General features: G+C 60.0%; 19 protein-coding genes. 2 read left to right on the forward strand and 17 right to left on the reverse strand.

Features of this window, described 5'->3' with window-relative positions:
• Positions 1–4 precede the first annotated feature (4 nt).
• The gene (locus AC3EML_RS20390) at positions 5–1,099 is read left to right on the forward strand and encodes a mandelate racemase/muconate lactonizing enzyme family protein (RefSeq protein WP_352520328.1); all 1,095 of its coding nucleotides are present in this window, start codon (positions 5–7) and stop codon (positions 1,097–1,099) included.
• A gap of 293 nt (positions 1,100–1,392) precedes the next feature.
• Positions 1,393–1,803: a hypothetical protein gene (locus tag AC3EML_RS20395; protein ID WP_023724417.1), complete on the forward strand. Its 411-nt coding sequence runs from the start codon at positions 1,393–1,395 to the stop codon at positions 1,801–1,803.
• 619 nt (positions 1,804–2,422) lie between these two features.
• On the opposite strand, the gene AC3EML_RS20400 is transcribed toward AC3EML_RS20395, so the two are convergent.
• From AC3EML_RS20400 to cpaB, 17 genes are all read right to left on the reverse strand, one after another.
• Positions 2,423–3,160 carry an SDR family NAD(P)-dependent oxidoreductase gene (locus tag AC3EML_RS20400; protein WP_352520329.1) on the reverse strand — a complete coding sequence of 246 codons (738 nt, stop codon included), beginning with the start codon at positions 3,158–3,160 and terminating at the stop codon, positions 2,423–2,425.
• Between the two features lie 70 nt (positions 3,161–3,230).
• A complete protein-coding gene (locus tag AC3EML_RS20405; protein ID WP_352520558.1) occupies positions 3,231–3,728 on the reverse strand; it encodes a 2,4'-dihydroxyacetophenone dioxygenase family protein in 498 nt (165 codons plus the stop codon).
• Positions 3,729–3,931: 203 nt separating this feature from the next.
• On the reverse strand, positions 3,932–4,699 hold the full coding sequence (locus AC3EML_RS20410; RefSeq protein WP_352520330.1) for an NADH dehydrogenase ubiquinone Fe-S protein 4: 768 nt from the start codon (positions 4,697–4,699) through the stop codon (positions 3,932–3,934).
• A gap of 70 nt (positions 4,700–4,769) precedes the next feature.
• On the reverse strand, positions 4,770–5,279 hold the full coding sequence (locus AC3EML_RS20415) for an Hsp20/alpha crystallin family protein (protein WP_023696160.1): 510 nt from the start codon (positions 5,277–5,279) through the stop codon (positions 4,770–4,772).
• Between the two features lie 74 nt (positions 5,280–5,353).
• On the reverse strand, positions 5,354–5,830 hold the full coding sequence (locus AC3EML_RS20420) for an Hsp20 family protein (protein WP_352520331.1): 477 nt from the start codon (positions 5,828–5,830) through the stop codon (positions 5,354–5,356).
• 238 nt (positions 5,831–6,068) lie between these two features.
• Positions 6,069–6,353: a hypothetical protein gene (locus AC3EML_RS20425; RefSeq protein WP_348626206.1), complete on the reverse strand. Its 285-nt coding sequence runs from the start codon at positions 6,351–6,353 to the stop codon at positions 6,069–6,071.
• A gap of 1,137 nt (positions 6,354–7,490) precedes the next feature.
• Complete coding sequence (locus AC3EML_RS20430) at positions 7,491–8,432, reverse strand: type II secretion system F family protein (RefSeq protein WP_352520332.1); 942 nt, start codon at positions 8,430–8,432, stop codon at positions 7,491–7,493.
• A 9-nt stretch (positions 8,433–8,441) separates the two neighbouring features.
• The gene (locus AC3EML_RS20435) at positions 8,442–9,395 is read right to left on the reverse strand and encodes a type II secretion system F family protein (protein ID WP_352520333.1); all 954 of its coding nucleotides are present in this window, start codon (positions 9,393–9,395) and stop codon (positions 8,442–8,444) included.
• A 7-nt stretch (positions 9,396–9,402) separates the two neighbouring features.
• On the reverse strand, positions 9,403–10,845 hold the full coding sequence (locus AC3EML_RS20440; protein WP_352520334.1) for a TadA family conjugal transfer-associated ATPase: 1,443 nt from the start codon (positions 10,843–10,845) through the stop codon (positions 9,403–9,405).
• A 14-nt stretch (positions 10,846–10,859) separates the two neighbouring features.
• Positions 10,860–11,444, reverse strand: a complete 585-nt coding sequence (locus AC3EML_RS20445; RefSeq protein WP_352520335.1) for a L,D-transpeptidase — start codon at positions 11,442–11,444, stop codon at positions 10,860–10,862.
• A complete protein-coding gene (locus AC3EML_RS20450) occupies positions 11,441–12,574 on the reverse strand; it encodes a pilus assembly protein (RefSeq protein WP_352520336.1) in 1,134 nt (377 codons plus the stop codon). Before AC3EML_RS20450 ends, AC3EML_RS20445 begins: the two co-directional genes overlap by 4 nt.
• A 42-nt stretch (positions 12,575–12,616) precedes the next feature.
• Positions 12,617–13,246 carry a TadE/TadG family type IV pilus assembly protein gene (locus AC3EML_RS20455; protein ID WP_352520337.1) on the reverse strand — a complete coding sequence of 210 codons (630 nt, stop codon included), beginning with the start codon at positions 13,244–13,246 and terminating at the stop codon, positions 12,617–12,619.
• Positions 13,240–13,719, reverse strand: a complete 480-nt coding sequence (locus AC3EML_RS20460; protein WP_352520338.1) for a TadE/TadG family type IV pilus assembly protein — start codon at positions 13,717–13,719, stop codon at positions 13,240–13,242. Before AC3EML_RS20460 ends, AC3EML_RS20455 begins: the two co-directional genes overlap by 7 nt.
• Positions 13,716–15,182 carry a TadE/TadG family type IV pilus assembly protein gene (locus AC3EML_RS20465; protein WP_352520339.1) on the reverse strand — a complete coding sequence of 489 codons (1,467 nt, stop codon included), beginning with the start codon at positions 15,180–15,182 and terminating at the stop codon, positions 13,716–13,718. The genes AC3EML_RS20460 and AC3EML_RS20465 overlap by 4 nt, the downstream gene beginning before the upstream one ends.
• Before the next feature lie 90 nt (positions 15,183–15,272).
• A complete protein-coding gene (locus AC3EML_RS20470; protein WP_352520340.1) occupies positions 15,273–15,488 on the reverse strand; it encodes a hypothetical protein in 216 nt (71 codons plus the stop codon).
• A gap of 52 nt (positions 15,489–15,540) precedes the next feature.
• A complete protein-coding gene (locus tag AC3EML_RS20475) occupies positions 15,541–16,971 on the reverse strand; it encodes a type II and III secretion system protein family protein (RefSeq protein WP_352520341.1) in 1,431 nt (476 codons plus the stop codon).
• A 115-nt stretch (positions 16,972–17,086) separates the two neighbouring features.
• The gene (gene cpaB / locus AC3EML_RS20480) at positions 17,087–18,097 is read right to left on the reverse strand and encodes a Flp pilus assembly protein CpaB (RefSeq protein ID WP_352520342.1); all 1,011 of its coding nucleotides are present in this window, start codon (positions 18,095–18,097) and stop codon (positions 17,087–17,089) included.
• Positions 18,098–18,266 lie beyond the last annotated feature (169 nt).

An 18,266-nucleotide genomic window follows, 5' to 3' on the forward strand; every position in this document is an offset into this window, starting at 1 on the left:
CAGCATGAGCCGCACCGAAATCAAGGAAGTCGAGACCCGGCTGTTCCGGGTCCCACTGCGTGAGGTGATGACCGATGCCAAGCACGGCGCGCACACGCATTTCGAGCTGGTCACCGTCACGCTGAGGCTTGCCGACGGCACCGAGGGCACAGGCTACACCTACACCGGCGGCAGGGGCGGCTATGCGATCAAGGCAATGATCGATCACGACCTCGCGCCGTTCCTCAAGGCACGCGACGCAACGCAAATCGACACGATCTACGACGGCATGCTCTGGCACATCCACTATGTCGGGCGCGGCGGCATCGCTTCTTTCGCGATCTCGGCGATCGACATCGCATTATGGGACCTCAAGGGCCGGCGTAGCGGCCTGCCGCTTTGGCAGATGGCGGGCGGGGCCGGGAAGAGCGCCAAGGCCTATCGCGGCGGCATCGACCTAAACTTCACCCTCGATCAGCTTTTGGCCAGCATCGGTTCCTATCTCAATGCCGGCTTCACCGGGGTGAAGATCAAGGTCGGCAAGGACGACCTTGCCGAGGATGTGGCCCGGGTGAAGGCAGTTCGCGAGCGCATCGGCCCTCATGTCACCTTTATGGTTGACGCCAACTACGCGCTGGACGTCCCGCGAGCGATCGAGGCAGCGAGAGCATTCGCCGCCTACGATCTGCTGTGGTTCGAGGAGCCCATCATACCCGACGACTATGAGGGTTACGCCAGCATTGCCAAGGCGACCGGAATGCCCCTGGCAATGGGAGAAAACCTGCATGTCATCGAGGAGTTCGAGCATGCCTTCGCTTGGTCGAATCTCGCCTACATCCAACCCGACGCCTCCAACTGCGGCGGGGTCACCGGCTGGCTGCGCGTGGCAGCGCTCTCACGCAAGGCTGGCATTCCGGTCTGCAGTCACGGGATGCAGGAACTTCATGTCAGCCTCGTTGCAGGTCAGACAAATGCCGGCTGGGTGGAGGCGCATAGTTTTGATATTGACCATTATACCACTGAGCCGCTGAGGCTTCAGGATGGTTTGGCGATAGCACCCGACGAGCCTGGAGTGGGCGTTGTCTTCGACTGGCGGAAATTGGCGGATTTTCGCCAATAGCGCCCCCTGAACGGCGGCACGGCCGCATGCATTTTGTCCAGATCCTGCTTCCTCGTTCCGGCAACGCGGAGAGCGCTTCGCCGAGGAAGACTTCGACCGTCTGAAGAACGAACTCGCCGCCGCCGCAGCCAGCGGGCATACCACTTATCGGATGCCACACTTACATTTGTAATTGCAGCGACGCTTCACCGGCTTTAACTCACGCGATCATAGCAGCGACACGACAAATGCAGGCGGCCGCCCGAACACCGGCAGAAGCTGCAAGCATTGGGTGCGCCTGCAGGGAGGCGGCGATGGTTGCAACGCGTACGGACACTGCGCATGCGGTTATGGAGGACTTCATTCTATGGCGGCACCGCTCACCGGTCCGCGAAGTTGGATTTTACGAGGCTATGAGTCAAACCCGACAAGCGATCGCCGCATCGCGCGAGGTGCTGAGGCGCTTTCGCGAACGTCAGGGCGACGACACTCCTCGAGCAAAGAATACAGACCGTGGTCCTGTCGCCGTGTCAGCCTTCGATGCCGACATCATACGCGCTGCATGCCGAGATCTGATCGCGGAGATGAACGTGCCCGAGTGTCAATGGCGCGAGCTGGCGCGAAGTCTGGTGCGCGAATTCGTGGCCTGCGAGCAGACCGAAGCCGGTTTGGTGGATTGGATCGTCCGCCGGCCAGCGATGACGGAGACGGACGAGGCCGGCTGACCGGAGCCAAGCGGCGAGGCGGCGAATGAGCCAGGAGTCGGTCGACCGCAATTAACGCGAGCAAACAGTCCTCCCGGCGACTTGTTGCGCGGGAACTGCGGTGATCCGAGGATCGGAAACTTTGGCGAGCGGCTTGGACACATCTGATTCTCCTCGTTTTTAGGCGTCCGGCCCCGTGTTCGTATTCGGAGACGAATGCGTCCAGCCGACTGTCTAAGGCAGACGGCGACGGCCATGTCGCGTTGCTCCCGGCCTTCGCACACAAAGGAGCCCAAGCCGGATGCTAACTGGCTGCATTAGGCCAATGGGAACAATTTGCGCGGGCCGAGCTTGGGCTAGCGTCGTACAGAGGTGCAAGTATGCAAGATAATTTTGACCGAGCTTCATCCGTCGCCGAGGTTGCGGAATCATTCGTGAGATCCCGGAGGCCGTTCTCTGTCGTATCGACCCGGGATGCGGTCACGATTGTCAGGAAACAGGCAGCTTTTTGCGAGCATACGGATGGCGAGCTTGCGGAGTTGGTGGCGGCAATTGCGGTCAGGCATGGTCGATTGGTCGCGTTCGATCTTGATCTCGACGACACAGGCTTGGAGATCGGTCGCGCAGCATAGCCAACGCCTCACGCAATGAGATAGCCACCGTCAACCGGCAGAATTGCCCCAGTGATGAACCCCGCGAGCGGAGAACACAAGAACAAGGCGGGGCCGGTCAGGTCGCCCGGCGTACCCCAGCGACCCATCGGAGTGCGTTTCATCAATTCCGCGTTGCGAGCTGGATCGGCCCGTGGCGCGGCGGTCATGGCGGTCTCGATCCAGCCAGGCGCCAATGCGTTTACGCGGATGCCATCCCCGGCATAGGCGATGGCGAGCGACTTGGTAAGTTGCACGATGGCGCCCTTGGATGCGGCGTAAGCCGGGGCATGAGCCGCGCCGAAAAACGCGAACATCGAGGCGATGTTGACGATGGCGCCCCCGTTCGAGAGTGCCCCTCGGAACGCGCTCGCACTCCGCATGGAGCCGGTGAGATTGATATCGACCACCGTTTCGAAACCCTGGACAGTGAATTCGGCGGCGCGCAGGTTTACCCCTGCGCAATTTACGAGCGCTGCAACGGATGTGAACTGACTGGAATATCCGTCGACCGCAGTCATGTCCCGGACGTCGAGTACTGAATACGAGACGGCGGTGCCGTATGCACGAGCGGCCGCCACCTCGGCGGCCGTGGCCCCCGTCGCATGGACGATTGCCCCGGCCTCGGCGAACGCCATGGCGATGCCGTTTCCGATGCCTGTCGTGCCTCCGGTAATGACGACGGCCTTGCCCGCGAAGAAGGGCATCGCCCATATGGAATCGGTCACCAAGATCTCCTCGTTTCGCCTCTGTGGCGGAGCGCGAACTTACCGCAGCGGAAGACAAACGGGCGGATGTCTACCGCACGAATTGATCGACGAAATCGTCCCCGAGACCCACGCTCGCATAGTGGTTTCTGCACATGTCGATCTTGGTGAAAACGTCCTCGAAACCAATCTGCTTGTTGTCCTTGTCCAGGTAAACCATGCAGCCGGAGATGTTGAAGAAGGTGATCATCTCGGGCACGTCGCTTGGAACCGTGAGCGTGTGGATTTCACCGGGCGGCTCGAAAACGTAAGATCCGGTCTCTGCCACCCAGTCGTGTTCAAGATAGTGCCAACGCCCCTTGATCACATAGCCATGCACGGGGGCCGGATGCAGATGACGGCTTAATATCCCGGCCCGGCGTACGCGGAGCAGATTGCACCACTGGCCTTGCGTTGTGTTGAGCATAAGTGGTCGGAACCACACGCCCTTAGCCTGTGGGACCCAGACACGCTCGTCTTCGGGGACGGCCGCGATCGCGATCTCTTTCGGTGCCAGGGGATGGGCGGAGCCGTTGAAGGATTGATACATAGGAACCTCTGTCGCCAATTCATTGGGGTCCATATCAGCGCGATCCTAACAACTGGGCCGAGTTCTGCCGAGGCGCAATCGGGCGCCCACGCATTGGGAAAGTTGTCGGCGCGCGCCCGCCCGCTGCCGCGACCGCAAGCGGGAAGGGTTTCGGGATGGTCCGTTGGGCGTCGAAGACGATCAGTGGGTTCCTTCTTGCCTTATCATGCGGCTATCCGGGAGTGCAACGGGCTGGTCCTGGTCTGGAAGCCCCGGTTTCGGACTTCCAAGGCCAGCAGAGCGAGTTCGACCTCGTCCAATCGCGACGGGCGTGCATTTTCCGGCATGCCTTCGGCGGTGGCCAGGTCGATCAGATACTCGTTCCAGGCCCAGTTCTTGAGCACGGCGCGTTTCTCGTCGGGTGCGAGCACCGGGTCGTCCACGACCTCCATCGGAGAGGCGTAGAATGTCTCGGGCTCCGAAAGCGCCGTCTGTATGTGCGCTGCCTGTGCACCGGCGCCATAGCCGTGACTTGCCTGGAGCCAAGCCAATCGCAGCCGCTGCCAAACCAGGTCGGAAAAGGCCTGTTTCTCCTCCGATACATGCTGTCTCCTGATCTTGGCCGGGGAAGCAGGAGGTGCCGCCTGCACCACGTAATTGAGGCCTTGACGCTCGGCATAACGGATCGCCGCTTCCAGCGTCGGAAAGTTCAGTTCAACCTGGGTCAGGGTGTCCCCGCCACCCGTGTAGCCCATCAGCGGCTCGATCAACGGGGCTGTGCGGCGTTCGAAGACCAATCGCCAGTCCCTGTGGGGCTTTGCCGAGGTCATGGCCGAGCGGCAGGGCTGGTAGATCCGCGCCGTTGCGCCGTCCGGAAACACTGACCGTCCCATTGACAAAGCCGGCCCGTCTAGACGAGGCCGATTGTCATTGTCCGGCCGGACGGACGTCTTGGTTAGGTTTCTGTTGTCGCTGCTTTGAACTGTCTCCATTGCCTGTCCCTCCCGTTATGAAGGGTCGCACGGGCAGCGGCCGTAAGGGCCGCCACCCATACTGCATCCGTCAGTTCTTCCCGTTGATTGCGATCCGCTTGGCCTTCGCCTGCGCCCGCTCGGTCTTGGGCAACGTCACGGTCAACACCCCGTTCTTGAAGGCGGCGTTGACCTTGTCTTCTTCAACCTCGTAGCCGAGCGGAATGAGGCGCTCGAAGCGACCGTAGAAGCGCTCGGAGAACTGCCGGTCCTTGTCCTCGGTCTCGGAACGCTTCTCGCCTTTAAGCTTGAGCGCCCCATTTTCCAGCAGGACTTCTATATCGCTCTCGTCCAGGCCAGGTATTTCCGCCGTGACGCGGACTTCCTTGTCCGTGTCGGAGATTTCGACACTCGGCCAACTGGCGGCGAAAGATGGACCGAAGGCCGGCAGTCTGGCGCCAAAGCTGCGGAAGGCGTCATCGAACAGCCGGTTTACCTCCCGGTGGAGGGAGACGAAGGGGTCTCGATCTCCATCAGGGAAGAGACTGGGCGCCGAGTTTCCGTTGCCCCGGCCCCATGGGATCAAGTCACGTACGCTCATTGTCTTTCTCCTTTCGTAGGTCTCTGAGCCGGGCGGGACGCCCGGCTCAAGCGAAAGCCTTCATGGTGGATTGCTCAGGCGGCCAGCTTGTCGGTCTCGACCTTGGGAGCCTCGATCTTCGGCATGGGAGCCCCGCTGGAGATTTCGATCTTGCGCGGTTTCATCTCCTCGGGAACCTCGCGCTTGAGATCGATGCTCAGCAGCCCGTTCTCAAGGCTGGCGCCCTCGACTTTGACATGATCGGCCAGTTCGAACCGACGCTCGAAAGCGCGCCCGTTGATGCCGCGGTAGAGATACTGGCCGTTCTCATCGCCGGATTGCGACCCGCTCACAACCAGCATGTTGGGCTGGTGGGTGACGGTCAGCTGGTCCTGCGAGAAACCGGCGACCGCCATCGTGATGCGATACTGATCATCATCAACCTTGGCGATATCGTAGGGCGGCCAGTTGTCGAACGAGGCCACACGGCTCGCACTTTCAAGCATGTCGACCATGCGGTCGAAGCCGATGCTGGACCGGTATAGAGGGGTAAAATCGAGGTTTGTCTTCATAGCCACATCCTCCTTGAGCAACATGGACAACAGAAGGCGCCAAGAGCCTTGCCGCCTCCTGGTGTTGCCGGCCCCATTGGGCGGCCGGCGACCATCATTTAGAATCGCGACGTGCACCTTCAAGAGCAAGAATAGGAAAATTTTCATCGGCAATCTGGGCGAACGCACCAATGCCACCCCTTCCGCCGGCGGGGTCACTCGCCGACGGGTCCATGGTGCAAGAACAACTACGTCGCCCTTAAATCCGATCGACGAATGGTACGAACGCGGCCACTGCCGCGCTGTCACTGCAGTCAGGACCGGCACGCTCATCCGATTGATCCAACTGTTGCAACGCATCCATGATCGTGTCGAAGCTGACCGGTTCACCCGCTCGCGGCAGCATGCGAAGCGCTGGCACGGATTCTACGGCGCAGGCATCCGATGCCCATGGCGAAAGAATGGCGCGCTTCTCCTGATCGTCCAGGGCAACATCGGCCAAAACGTCGTGGGGATGTTTGAAATGCCGCGCCGGATGCAGCAAGCGGTCCAGAAAACGTCAGGGCCCCACGGGTTCAATCGATGCAAAATAGCTCGAAATGGGTCCTTCCATGGATGGTCCTCCGCTTCAGACAATCTCATGCGTGTTTGGCGGCTCTCGCCAGCGGCTGTCGCGATCACGACCAGGCAGATCATCCAGGAACGACGCTCAACGACTTTCCCTAGGTGATGTCGATACCGAGACTCATCGTCCGGCACCCTGGGCGGCTCGATCACGACCGATGCGAACGAGCCGTTCGCGATCGAGGGTGGCGATGCTGCACTTCCCCAGATGTTCGGAGCATAGCGAGGGCTGCGGCCTTGGAGCGGCGAGGGGACTTGCCTACATCGCACATGTCGTTGATATGGAGGTCGATGAGTTCGCCGAAGGCTTCAGGCGCGCTAACAGGGCTTTGTCGGCGTCTCACTGCGATCGACTTGGTGTCGGTGCCCCGGCGCCGCGCAACGTCGCGTTGCAGGAAGGTCTTGCTGACGCAGCGTGTGCGGCAGGTTCTAAGGTTCTGATGTTAAACAGATGCTGAAAAATCAAGAGCATAGACTGGCCGTGGCGCCGATGATGGATTGGACAGATAGCTGAGTAATATCACATAGTTGCGTAATGCCGTGTGCAAGAATCCCACACGAAAGTTCGGCTTCTCTTCTTTTTTCGTTCTCACGACGAAACCGGCGACAGCCCTATTCGGACGCTCTTTTGCCGACGATATTGATCTCCTGATCGGCGGCGTTCTCTGCGATATCCATGGCCCTTGTTGTCCGATGCGGCGTCCAGTTTTTTCTGGGTTCTTGGAAGCTTTTCGAACTTCTGGGTCGCACCTTAGCCCGAATTACTGGGGCTTCTGGACGAAGCGGGAAAGGAGATTCGGTTTCCGGCGGTTTGGCGGGCGTCGAGTGTAGACGGCCTCATATCGCCACAGGACGACAACTTGCACCCGCTTGGAGACGGACCGACGCCCGGGATTCGCGGTTTGATTTAGGGTGACTTAGTTAGGCCCTGCGATCTCCCATTTATTGGCACTTGTTTCAGCCCGATTCCATGGGCTTTGCAGGCATTTCGTTGACGCGCGTACGCCCGCTGGCGGGATAAGCCGGTTGCTCTACCTCCACGGATCTGAGTTGCACGCTACCCGGGCGTCATCGACTTCAGCATCGAAACGACGCGCATCATTATCGGCACCAGGACGATTATCAGGCTCAGCGGAAACAGAAATACAGCCAACGGAAAGAGCATCTTGACAGGCAGGGCATTGGCCTTTTCCTCGGCGCGCAGGATTCGCATCTGGCGCATTTCCTTGCTGTAGACGCGAAGGCTCTTCGTCACACTGGAGCCAAGTTCTTCCGACTGTCGAAACAACACGGCAAGCGACCTGGCCTCGTCGATGCGCAGGCGGGTCGCCAGGTTCGTCAATGCATCGCGCAAGCGCCGGCCGCCGCGCACCTCAAGCATCATGATGGAAAGGTGCAACCCGAAATCGGGCCGGGTCGCCATGAACTCCCGTGCGACACGATCGGCCGCCGCTTCGACGCTCAGGCCAGAATCGACGCAAACGATCAACATATCCATGAAATCGGGAAAGATCCTGCGATAGGCCTTCTCCTTGGCAACGCCCATGCGTTCGAGCACGACGCCGGCGATGAAAAAAACAAAGCTCCCGCCTAACATGGACATCAGAATCGCCATTGTCCTGGAAATGCTGACCAAATAGTGTTCGAAAACCAGAAATATACCAAGCACCGCCAGTAAGGAGATCGCGGCACGCGCAACCTGAAATATTGCACTCGCCCGCGGCGAAAAGAACCCGGCTCGCAAGAGCCGGTTCGGCAGGGAATTCGAATTCGTGTCTTTCCTGACCACATTGAAATAGTGCTTGATAAAGACACCATACTTGTCATCGGCCATTTCGGAAGCAGGTCCGTAATAGGAACCGCCGATCGCCTCGCCGTCGGTCGCGGCATCTGTCAGCCTGGACGCCACTTCGCGTTGGCTCGCAATTCTTCCAACAATGACCGTCGAAAAAAGCAGAACGCCGATGAAAGTGGCAAGGAGGATCAGGGTCTCATTCATCTATCGCACTCAAAAATCGAAATTCACAAGTTTATAAAGAATATAATTCCCGATAGCCATCACGATGAAGGCGATCGTGAAAATAACGTTGGTATATCCACTCGCCCAGACAGGGTCGAAATATGACGGTGAAAGCGTGCTGATCAAGAAATAAAGGATAAAAGGGAATGCCGACATGGTCAGGGCTGTTATCCTGCCTTCGGCGGACAAAGCCCTGACCTTGGCTCGAAGGATCGCTCGTTCGCGGATCACGTTCGCAAGGTTCTCCAGGATCTCGACAAAATTGCCGCCCGTTCCACGCTGGACGCTCATCGAGATCGCCAGAAGCTTCAGGTCCTCCGCTCCGACGCGCTCGATCATGTTGAGCATCGCATCGTTGAGATCGGTTCCGTAGGTGAGTTCGTCGCTGAGCATGCCGAACTCCGTCCCTATGGGATCAGGCAATTCCCGCGAGACCATGGAAATCGCTGTCGGCAATGGATGCCCAGCCGCAAGGCTCCGGGTCACCACGTCGAGTGTGCCGGGCAATTGGGCCGTGAATTTTCTTATCCGGGCCCCGCGCATGCGCATCACGAAGGCAAGCGGCAAGGCGGCCAAAAAGAAGACCACTAGAATGATTTTTGGAATAGTCGAAACGCCGAAGTAGCTTAGCAACAACCAAACCAGTGCCGCAGCCACAGGCGCGTAGATCGCCAGCCTCAAAACGTCCAGTTTCAGTCCGGATTGCGCGAACAACCGTCGCAGTTGAACCACCGGCTTGACACCGCCTCGATCATAGTCGAGCGCCCTTTCGCGAACCATCCCCTTTAAAACTCTGAGATTGTCCTCGTTGCCTTGCAGAAGCTTGAGGCGGTAGTTCAGCGCGCTGCTTCGCTGGAAGCGATGCGCGACAATTCCCGTGACCCGCTCGAACAGTATCAGGCCACCAATAAAAACCGCTGCGTAAACGAGCATGAGTTCCATTGCACACCTACACCAACGAGCGTGCCGGATCGAAAATGTCGCCCGGCAGCTGGAAGCCGAGTTCGGCGATATGCTCGAGGAATCGCGGACGGATGCCGGTTGCCCGGAACTGACCATTCACCCTGTTCAAGTCGTCAACGCCAAGCTTCTGGAATTTCATGATCTCCTGCATCTGGACGACGTCGCCCTCCATGCCGGTGATTTCGGTGACCGACATCAGGCGCCGCGTGCCGTCGTGAAGGCGCTCGACCTGGACGATCAAGGTGATTGCCGAAGCGATCTGGGACTTGATGCTCAGCTGCGACATCGGCATGCCGGCCATTCCGATCATTTGCTCAAGCCTGGAGACCGCGTCCCGTGGCGTGTTGGCGTGAATGGTGGTCATCGATCCTTCGTGACCGGTGTTCATGGCCTGCAGCATGTCGAACGCTTCCTCACCGCGAACTTCGCCGACGATAATCCTGTCGGGCCGCATGCGAAGCGCATTCTTCAGGAGCTCGCGCTGGCGTATTTCGCCGCGTCCGTCCAGCGTCGGCGGCCGCGTTTCGAGCCGGCCGACATGGGGTTGCTGAAGCTGCAATTCGGCGGCGTCTTCGATCGTGATCAAGCGCTCGCGGTTTGAAATCTGCGACGAAAGCGCGTTGAGCATGGTGGTCTTTCCGGAGCCGGTCCCGCCGGAGATGATCATCGAGACCTTGCCCTTGACCGCCGCGGTCAGCAGAACCTGCATTGCCTTGGCCATAGAATGACTTTCGACAAGGCGGTCGAGCGTGTACGGGCGGCGCGAAAACTTGCGGATCGAGACGAGCGGACCATCGATCGCGACTGGCCTGATGGCAGCGTTCACGCGGGATCCGTCGGGAAGCCGGGCGTCGACCAGCGGCGACGACTCGTCCACACGTCGCCCGACGGTCGTGACGATCTTGTTGATCACGCGCATAAGGTGATCTTCGTCCTTGAACCGGATAGGGGTATCCTCAAGCTGGCCATAGCGCTCGATGTAGACGTGCTCATGGCCGTTGATCAGGATATCGGAAATCGTATCGTCCTTGAGCAACGGCTCTATCGGGCCGAGCCCGAGCATCTCGTCGGTAATGTCGCTGATCAGGGTGTCGAGCTCACGTGCGTTGAGCGGGAAATTCCGCGCCCGGACGTATTCGCGCACCAGCGGCCGGATTTCTGCCGCGAGTTCGTCATTCTGCGCGGTCTCAAGCAGTCCGAGATTGATACGGTCCAGAAGATAGCGGTGCAGGTTCACACGCTCCGAAACCATGTCGGGGCCAAGAGCACCGCGCTCCTCCGGTTTCGGCTCCTCGGTCATCGCCGGCACGGAAGCAACGACTTCGGTCTTGCTCTTCTCCGCGAGCGCGAGGTCGAACGCCGCGACAGGCGCCTGCGGCAGATCCTCGGAACGTGACCTGTAAAATCGTCCAATGATGCCGTTGGCCATACCGCCCGCTCTTCCTATTCGACAATCACTTTTGCGCCAATGTGCACCTCGCCATAAAGCTTCAGCACATCGGCGTTGGTCATGCGAAAACAGCCGGAAGACACGAATCCTCCGATCGAGGGCGCATCGTTGGTGCCGTGGATGCGGTAGAGTGTGTCGCGCTGCCCTTTGAACAGATAGATCGCGCGCGCGCCAAGCGGATTGTAAGGGCCTGCCGGCATCATTTCCGGCAGCCGCGGATCGCGCTGGCGCATCTCGGTCGGCGGCCGCCATTCCGGCCATTCGGCCTTCCCGCCGACACGCACGGTGCCGGTCCACACGAACCCATCCTTGGCTACGCCGATCGAATATCTGGCGACCTTGCCCGGCGCCACGACGAAGTCGAGCGTTCGCGCCGCGGTCGAGATCAGGATTGTTCCCGGCTTTTCCCTGGTCTCCGTCGCAACGACGCGCCTGGTGATCGGCCCAAGGCTCTTCGGCACCGGGTCGCTTCGTCGCCCCGTCGCGTCAGCTCTGCCGATGCCGGCGACGGCCACCAACACAAGACCGGCTCGGGCGCTGTCGCGCGCGAAGCGGCTAATCCGACCCAGACCGGTCATTTGACGGCCTCGGCAAGTTTTTCGATCTGGCGGACGAATTTCGATCGCGGGTTGACTTCGGCCGGCAGCATGCCGCGATTGATGGCCTCGTTCATGGTGCCCCAGTCGTCCTCGACGACCATAGCGCTCGATTGCTTGAAGATGTTGTTGGCGTCCTTCTTGCCAATGCCAAAGCTGAAGAGACGCCTGCGATGCTTGTTGGCGATGACCTTGATGGCAATATCGTCGCTTCTGAGCTTCTTGATCCGGTTGTAGACTTCCTTGGCCTGCTGCAGGCCGGGAATGGTCAATTCGGTGACCAGATGGACGGAATTGACCGCGGCCAGCAGTTCATCCTTCCAGCTCGTCTCGTAATAGGGGATGTCGACCACGGTGTGATTGTTCTGGAGAGACACGACGTCCAGCATGCGCAGGACAAGTTCGCCGCCGGTGGGAGCCATGGTGACGCCGGGTTGGCGGAACGACAGCAGCGAAAAACCGCGCTGGTGCTTCTTCTTGATAATGTCGATGAATTCCAGATCGACCCGCGAAGGCTGGGCGATGATCGGCCGTAAATCGTAGTCATTGGGCGTATTCAGGTAGTGACCGCAAGCGCCGGTGGCAAAATCGAGATCGAACAGGGCAACGCTGACTTGCGTTTTCTTCGCCGTGCGGGAAAGGGCATCTGCCAGCGAGATTGCGACGGAGGTTCCGCCGGCTCCGCCCACCGCCGAGACGACCGCATGCACATGGTTGCCGCCTGAATGCGCCATCTGCACATTTCCGGTCACGGCTTCCAGGAAGCTCTTGCGGTCCAGCGGCTTTCTCATCCAGTCGCTGCCGTTGAGCTTCAGCAGCAGCCGCATGCGCTGGTCGGTGAGCGGATCGGAAACCACGATCAGCGGAAGCGCGGCGAACTTGCGCCGCAGTTCCTGCGCGACGGTGCTTTCGAGGAGGGCGCCATCGCCGGCGTCGAGCACCAGCAAATCGTAGCTTGCCGGATCGACCGCCGTGCGCTTGTCCAGCAGCGCGCCATGATCCTTCACCTCGGAATCGTATTGCGAGAGCGCCGACAGCGAGCTCTGCATGAACTCGGACGCCGCCTGATCCGCCGAGGCGATCAGCACCTTTATTCTTCTCGAAAAGTTCATATGGCTTGTCATCCGAGAATGCCCGATATTCCGCAGCCTTGGTCAGCTGCCCGAGTTCGTGTTCAAGTCTTCGCTTGTGACGGTTACTGGCATGGCTGGAACCGTCACATTATTGATGCCTAATATAGCGCCAAGTATAGGCAAATCGAAGGTGATGCCGAGAACTTCCATCCGTATGGTTAGCACCGCGCCCCCCGGCCTTCCGTAATAGCCAAGTCCCGACATCATGTAGGTGACGCGAACATTATCGATCCCGATACGCGGGTTCAGTTGGCACATTGCCGGGCTTCCGGTTCCTACAGCGTTGCATGATGTCGCCGTGGCGGCGCCATAGACGATGCGGTTGAGTTCCGAGGTGCACGCGGGTCTGTCGGTGCATGTCCATGGGCCGAGCGCGCCGACCGGTATCGCCACTCCGCCGTTCGTGCTCCCAGACGCCAGGGCAGTCACGGTCACGGGGTCGAAGCCGGCTACGATCGAACTCGAAACCGCCGCCTTGCGAGCGCCGAACTGCAACGCCTTGACGGTCTGGTTCCACTGGAACATCGCATAGCCAAACTCGACGAAGGCGGCGAAGATCAGCAGGACTAAGGGCATGACGATCAGCCCTTCGGCGAGTGTTGCACCGGACTCCTCATGAGCGAAGGATCGGAACGGGGCGGCCGTCACCATCCGATATACCTTTCTTCGTGATAGGCCTCGATGGTGATGCCGGCGATGCCAAGCCAGCCAAACAGCGGTGAGGCACTGTAGGCAAGTGACGTGCTCGCGACGACAACCTTTTCCCCTGAGCGAGTAACCGTCGCGAATGCGATGGTGCTTCCACCAGGGCTCCATCCTGGCACCCGCAGCGTTGTGGCAGCAGGGTCGGATGTCCCGTAGTAGGCGATGCTCTGGGCGACCGTTTCGCTGCATTGCGACACGTAGCCGGAAAGCGCATTGCTTGGCTGGCAGCGACCAAGATAGCGCGCCGCGTCACGTAGCCCGGTCTCGACCTGCTCCTTTTCCCAGAACATGTTGCCGAATTCCAGGATGCCAACGGAAAACAGCGTGACGAACGGCACGATTATCAGCGCCTCGGCCAGAACCGCGCCGTGCTCGTCGCGGTGAAACCGGTCGAGAAGCCGCTTCAGCCAGGTGATCATCGGACCAATTGCGCCTCCTCGCGCAGAAACTGATCCAGCGTCCCGCTGCCGCCCTGGCCCGTAACATCCACGATCTCCAGGCGAATCGGCTTTTCACTGGCGGTTGTATCGTCTTCTTTGCTGTTGTCCTGCTTTTCGATAGGGTTTGTCAGGAACATGCTGACGAATGCATCGGGCTTAAGAGTCGTTTTGCCGCTGATCGTCGTGTGCTTGGTCGAATCGGAAAAGTCGCCGCAATTCACAACGGCCGCGAAGATGGTGCGACGGTCCGGTTTGTCACTGAGTGTCGCCGGTGCGCCCGTGTAGCAACGGGGGACGCCGTTTTCGCCACTCCCCTTGTTGCCCGCCCTGTCCGCAACAAGATTGTGGTCAATTTCATATCTGTAAACATCGTAGCGTGACGCGTTCTGAAGCGCCGCCGGGAAGGGAGTGCTGACATGGTTCAGACTCCAATAGCCGGCTCGGTCCCAGGAACCATTAGTGCTGATACCCAAGCTGGGCGTCGGATACATTCCTGGCCCGAATCCCATTGCCTTGGTCGGAACGTCACTGTCCACCTTGCCGCAGCCAGACGAACCAGTCGTAAACTTGGCTCCCTTTCGAACGTTGGTGGCGGGGCGATACAGCGGATCGCCCTTCGCCGAACCCAGACTTCCGGCGTATATGTCGAAACGCACGTTCAGGCCGACATTCACTTGGCCGAACGTGACGCCGGTCTTGGTGACCACGGATTTCTTGGTGTAGCACTGTCCGCTGGCGCCCTTGGCGAAGGCGTCCTTGAGCGGAATATCGGTGTCCAGCAGTCCGAAATTGCCGGGCCCTGGTGTACTGTCGGTTTTGAGCACCTGCAGTTCGCGGCTGTAGGTCAACCCCTGTGCGTATGCTTGCTCCATCGAAAGACCCTGACCTTCGAATGGATTGCAGATGAACATCGGTGTAACGTCACACGCAGCGGCGGTGTATGTCGCGACGGCCTCAGCCTCAAAATTCAGCGTCGGATTTGTCAGCCCCACAGGTATCGGAAACAACGAGGTCATGGCGCGAGGCGTCGAATGGACCAGGACATAGGCCGCGGCAGTGCCGTCCGTCGTCCCATTCGTTGCAATCCAGGCTGTATCGATCGATGTGTCGTCGCTGCGCGGAATGGTGGTCAGGTAGGTCACGCTGACTTTGGTGTTGTCCATGGTGACCGGTCCGCCGTCGGAAAACCTTGCTTCGTTCTTGACCAGGTCGGCAATCGCGGCATCGGCTCGCGTGATTGCGTCCGGCGCTCCGTTCAGCTCTTTTGCGCCGGCAAGTGCCAGCGCGTCGACGGCATTCTGCAGATCGGTATGGAGATTGTTGCCCCGCGACACATCGATGACCAGCAGGCTGAAGCCCAGAAGCAGCGGCATCGTAATCAGCGTCAGCGCGGTAACATAGCCGCGCTCATCAAGCAGCACATCGAGGATCTTACGTCTCATATCCCAGCCCCAACTATCGGTTTTCGCCGCATCATGCTCGCAAACCCCAGAGCCGCCGCCTGCTCCTTGCCTGTCCTCTTCTGCTCGTCCTCAGTTCGCCGTCCCCGTTCCAGCCGCCGCTACCGCCGGCACCGGCACGATCACCGCTGTTGGCGCATAGCGCTGCTGCGCTCTTGCAACCGTGCGTCCGTCGCCACGGATTCTGGTATTCCAAGCTTCCGGCGGGAACGGGTTGATCGTTTGGATGCCTATATTGGCCTGCGGTGCATCGCCAAGGCCAAGCGTCACCGAATCCCTGTGTGCCATGTAATCGGCGCAACTGCTCATCAGCAAGCATGCGCAGAGAGCGACTACAATCCTATTTCTTGCCGACTGCATACGCCCCTCCGAAATCGAGATCGATGATGTGGCCGTAGGGGCCGATGACGCCCTTGCCGTCCTTGAAGTCCCGCATCATGTCCTTGTCGACCTCCAGCATGCCAAGCATAAACATATCCACGTCATTGCCTGGCCGCGTCTGGTCCAGCGGCGAATGCAGCTTCTCCTCGGGCGAGGTCGGCCGCACGATGCGCGGCGTCACCACGATCACCAGATCGCTCTCTCGCTTCTGGAACGAGGTGGATCGAAACAGCGCCCCAAGCACCGGAACCTGACCAAGCCAGGGCATTTGCTGCACGTCGCCGGCGTTGACTGCCTGCAGCAGGCCGGCCATGGCGAAGCTCTGCCCGTCACGCAGTTCGATCGTGGCATTGGCCTTGCGCGAAATGAAGCCGGGGTTGCCGTTGACGGTGACGGAACGGTCGATTTCGCTGACTTCCGGCTCGATCACCAGGTTGATGAGCCCATTGTCAAGGACAATCGGGGTGAAGGAGAGCTTGACGCCATAGGGCCGGTAGCTGATCTCGGTCGCGAGTTCCCCGCCAGTGGACACTGCGCGCGTAATCGGCACCTCTCCGCCGGCATGGAAGCTGGCGGTGGTGCCGCTCATCGTCACTAGGTTTGGCTGCGCCAGCCGGCGGACGAGACCCTTTGCCTCCAGTGCGTTGATGACAACGTCGATACGCCAGCCGGAAACTTCCAGCACCTTGGCGATCATCTCGCCGAATGGCGTGCCGTTCTGCGTGGCGACGCCGCCGACTTCTGTCTGGAGCTGATGCGTGTCATCGTTGACGCCGATGTGAAGCCGGGGAGCCGCGGTAAAGAGGCCACCGCTCGCACTCGCACCATTGAACCCGATCCCGAGATCCCGCCCCGCGCTGCGCGACGCCTCTATGATGCGCACCTCCAGCATCACCTGCTGCGCGTCAGAGACGCGAACCTGGTTGAGTACCGGTTGGCTCGAATATTGCTGTGCGATCTCCATCGCCCGGGCCAGGTCGACGCCGTCCTTGACCACGCCGGAAAGCCGGATGCGGTCGTTGACATTGCTGACGCTCAGCTTCGAGCTCGGCACCGCTGCGCGGATTGCCGCTTCCATCTGCTTGAAGTCGAGCATGATGCGCACATCGATGACGCCGAGAAGATTTTTCGCGTCGTCGTAGACCGAAATGTTGGTGGCGCCCGACTCCTTACCCTGGATATAGAGCGAGCGTTCGGTCAGCGGGACGACGTCCGCCACAGTCTGATTGCCAACGACGAGATCGGCGAAGCGCCGGCTGGTGGTGATCGTCAGCGTGTTGCCGGGCGCGACCGTCACATGGACGACGTTTCCCCCGCCGATCGTGATGTTCTTCTGCTGGGCATGCGCCGGCGCGACGAGGCCGGCAATAAGAGAGAGTACGGCCGCCATAAAAGCAATCGCGCAGACCCGTGGAGACCTCGCCCTACACGCGCTCGTGTCTTCAGATCGGCGATTGCCCATGCCTCGTAACCCCTTCCTGATCCGCACCCCGAATGGCTTCTTGTCAGTTCAGCGGCCGGACCCGATATTCTTCCCGCTTTGTATCGCGCGAAACGCCGATCACCACGAATTCCGGCTTCGGCGCTGCTACCAGGACTGGTTCAACCTGAACCTGTTTTTCCACAACAACGGTGTTGGGCTTGAGCTTGTCTTCCATCGAGCCGAGGCGCGTGCCGATCGTGTCGCCAACGTTCCGGACGAGCTTTTCCAAATCGGTAAGTCTGTTGTCCTGCTGGTCGGCGCGCTCGTCCTTTAGTACTTGCGCCACAGGTCCGCCGCCTAGATCGGCGAGCGTCACCGGCTGCGTCTGCTCTATTCCCGATGAGGCTACATTGCGCAGCGCCAGCGACAACGTGCCGATGCTGGCCGCCAGCGTCAGCTTCTGCGCCTCGGCGGTGGTGACTTCGAACGTCACGGTCTTGACGACAGAAGGCTTGTCGGTGCGGTCGTCCGCCGTCTGGTCGGCGGCCAGAACCTTGACACCCTGGAGCAGCACATCGACAGAAGTCTGGTCGCCGCTGGTCTGATCGTGGACCACGCGCGTCACGAGGATGTCGACCCGGTCGCCCGGCAGCACGAAACCGGCTACGCCGAGCACGTCGTTGACGCGGATCGATACCGCCTTCATGCCTTCGCCAAGCGCCGCTGACAATGTGGCGCGCTGGCCGGCGCCGGTGATCTTGGAGGCGAGCACCGGTTCGTCCTTTTCCATCGCCGACATGACGTAGCGAAGCGCGCCATCCTTGCCGATCAGTTCCTCCGGCTTGCGGAATGCGCCAGCCGGCAGTTCTCCGGTCGGCCATGCAAGTGCCCTGACATCCTCCGGTTTGACAGGTTCGCCAAAACGGAGCGCACGCGTGGCGACGAGGATCGTGTCGCCGGAGACAGGCCCGCCCACGCCGGCGTGCAATGCCAGGAGATCACGCTGGTTGGCGAGATAGGATCGGACGCCCAAAACAGCCAGCAGCGCCAGCGCGGCCGAGACAAGCAGACTTATGATGGTGGAGCTTTTCATCTAACGGCCCCCGCCGTAACTCTTCGCCTGAGCAAATAACGGCCCACGCAGTAACTTTTTCACTTGGGCATAAAAAACTAAATTTCAGCAATAAGCGGCCAATGAGCCGCTTATTGCTTGTGCCACGTACCAGCTATAGTCAAAGACGGCAGGCAAGCCGCCCTTTGAC

This window comes from Mesorhizobium sp. P170090, assembly GCF_057786115.1.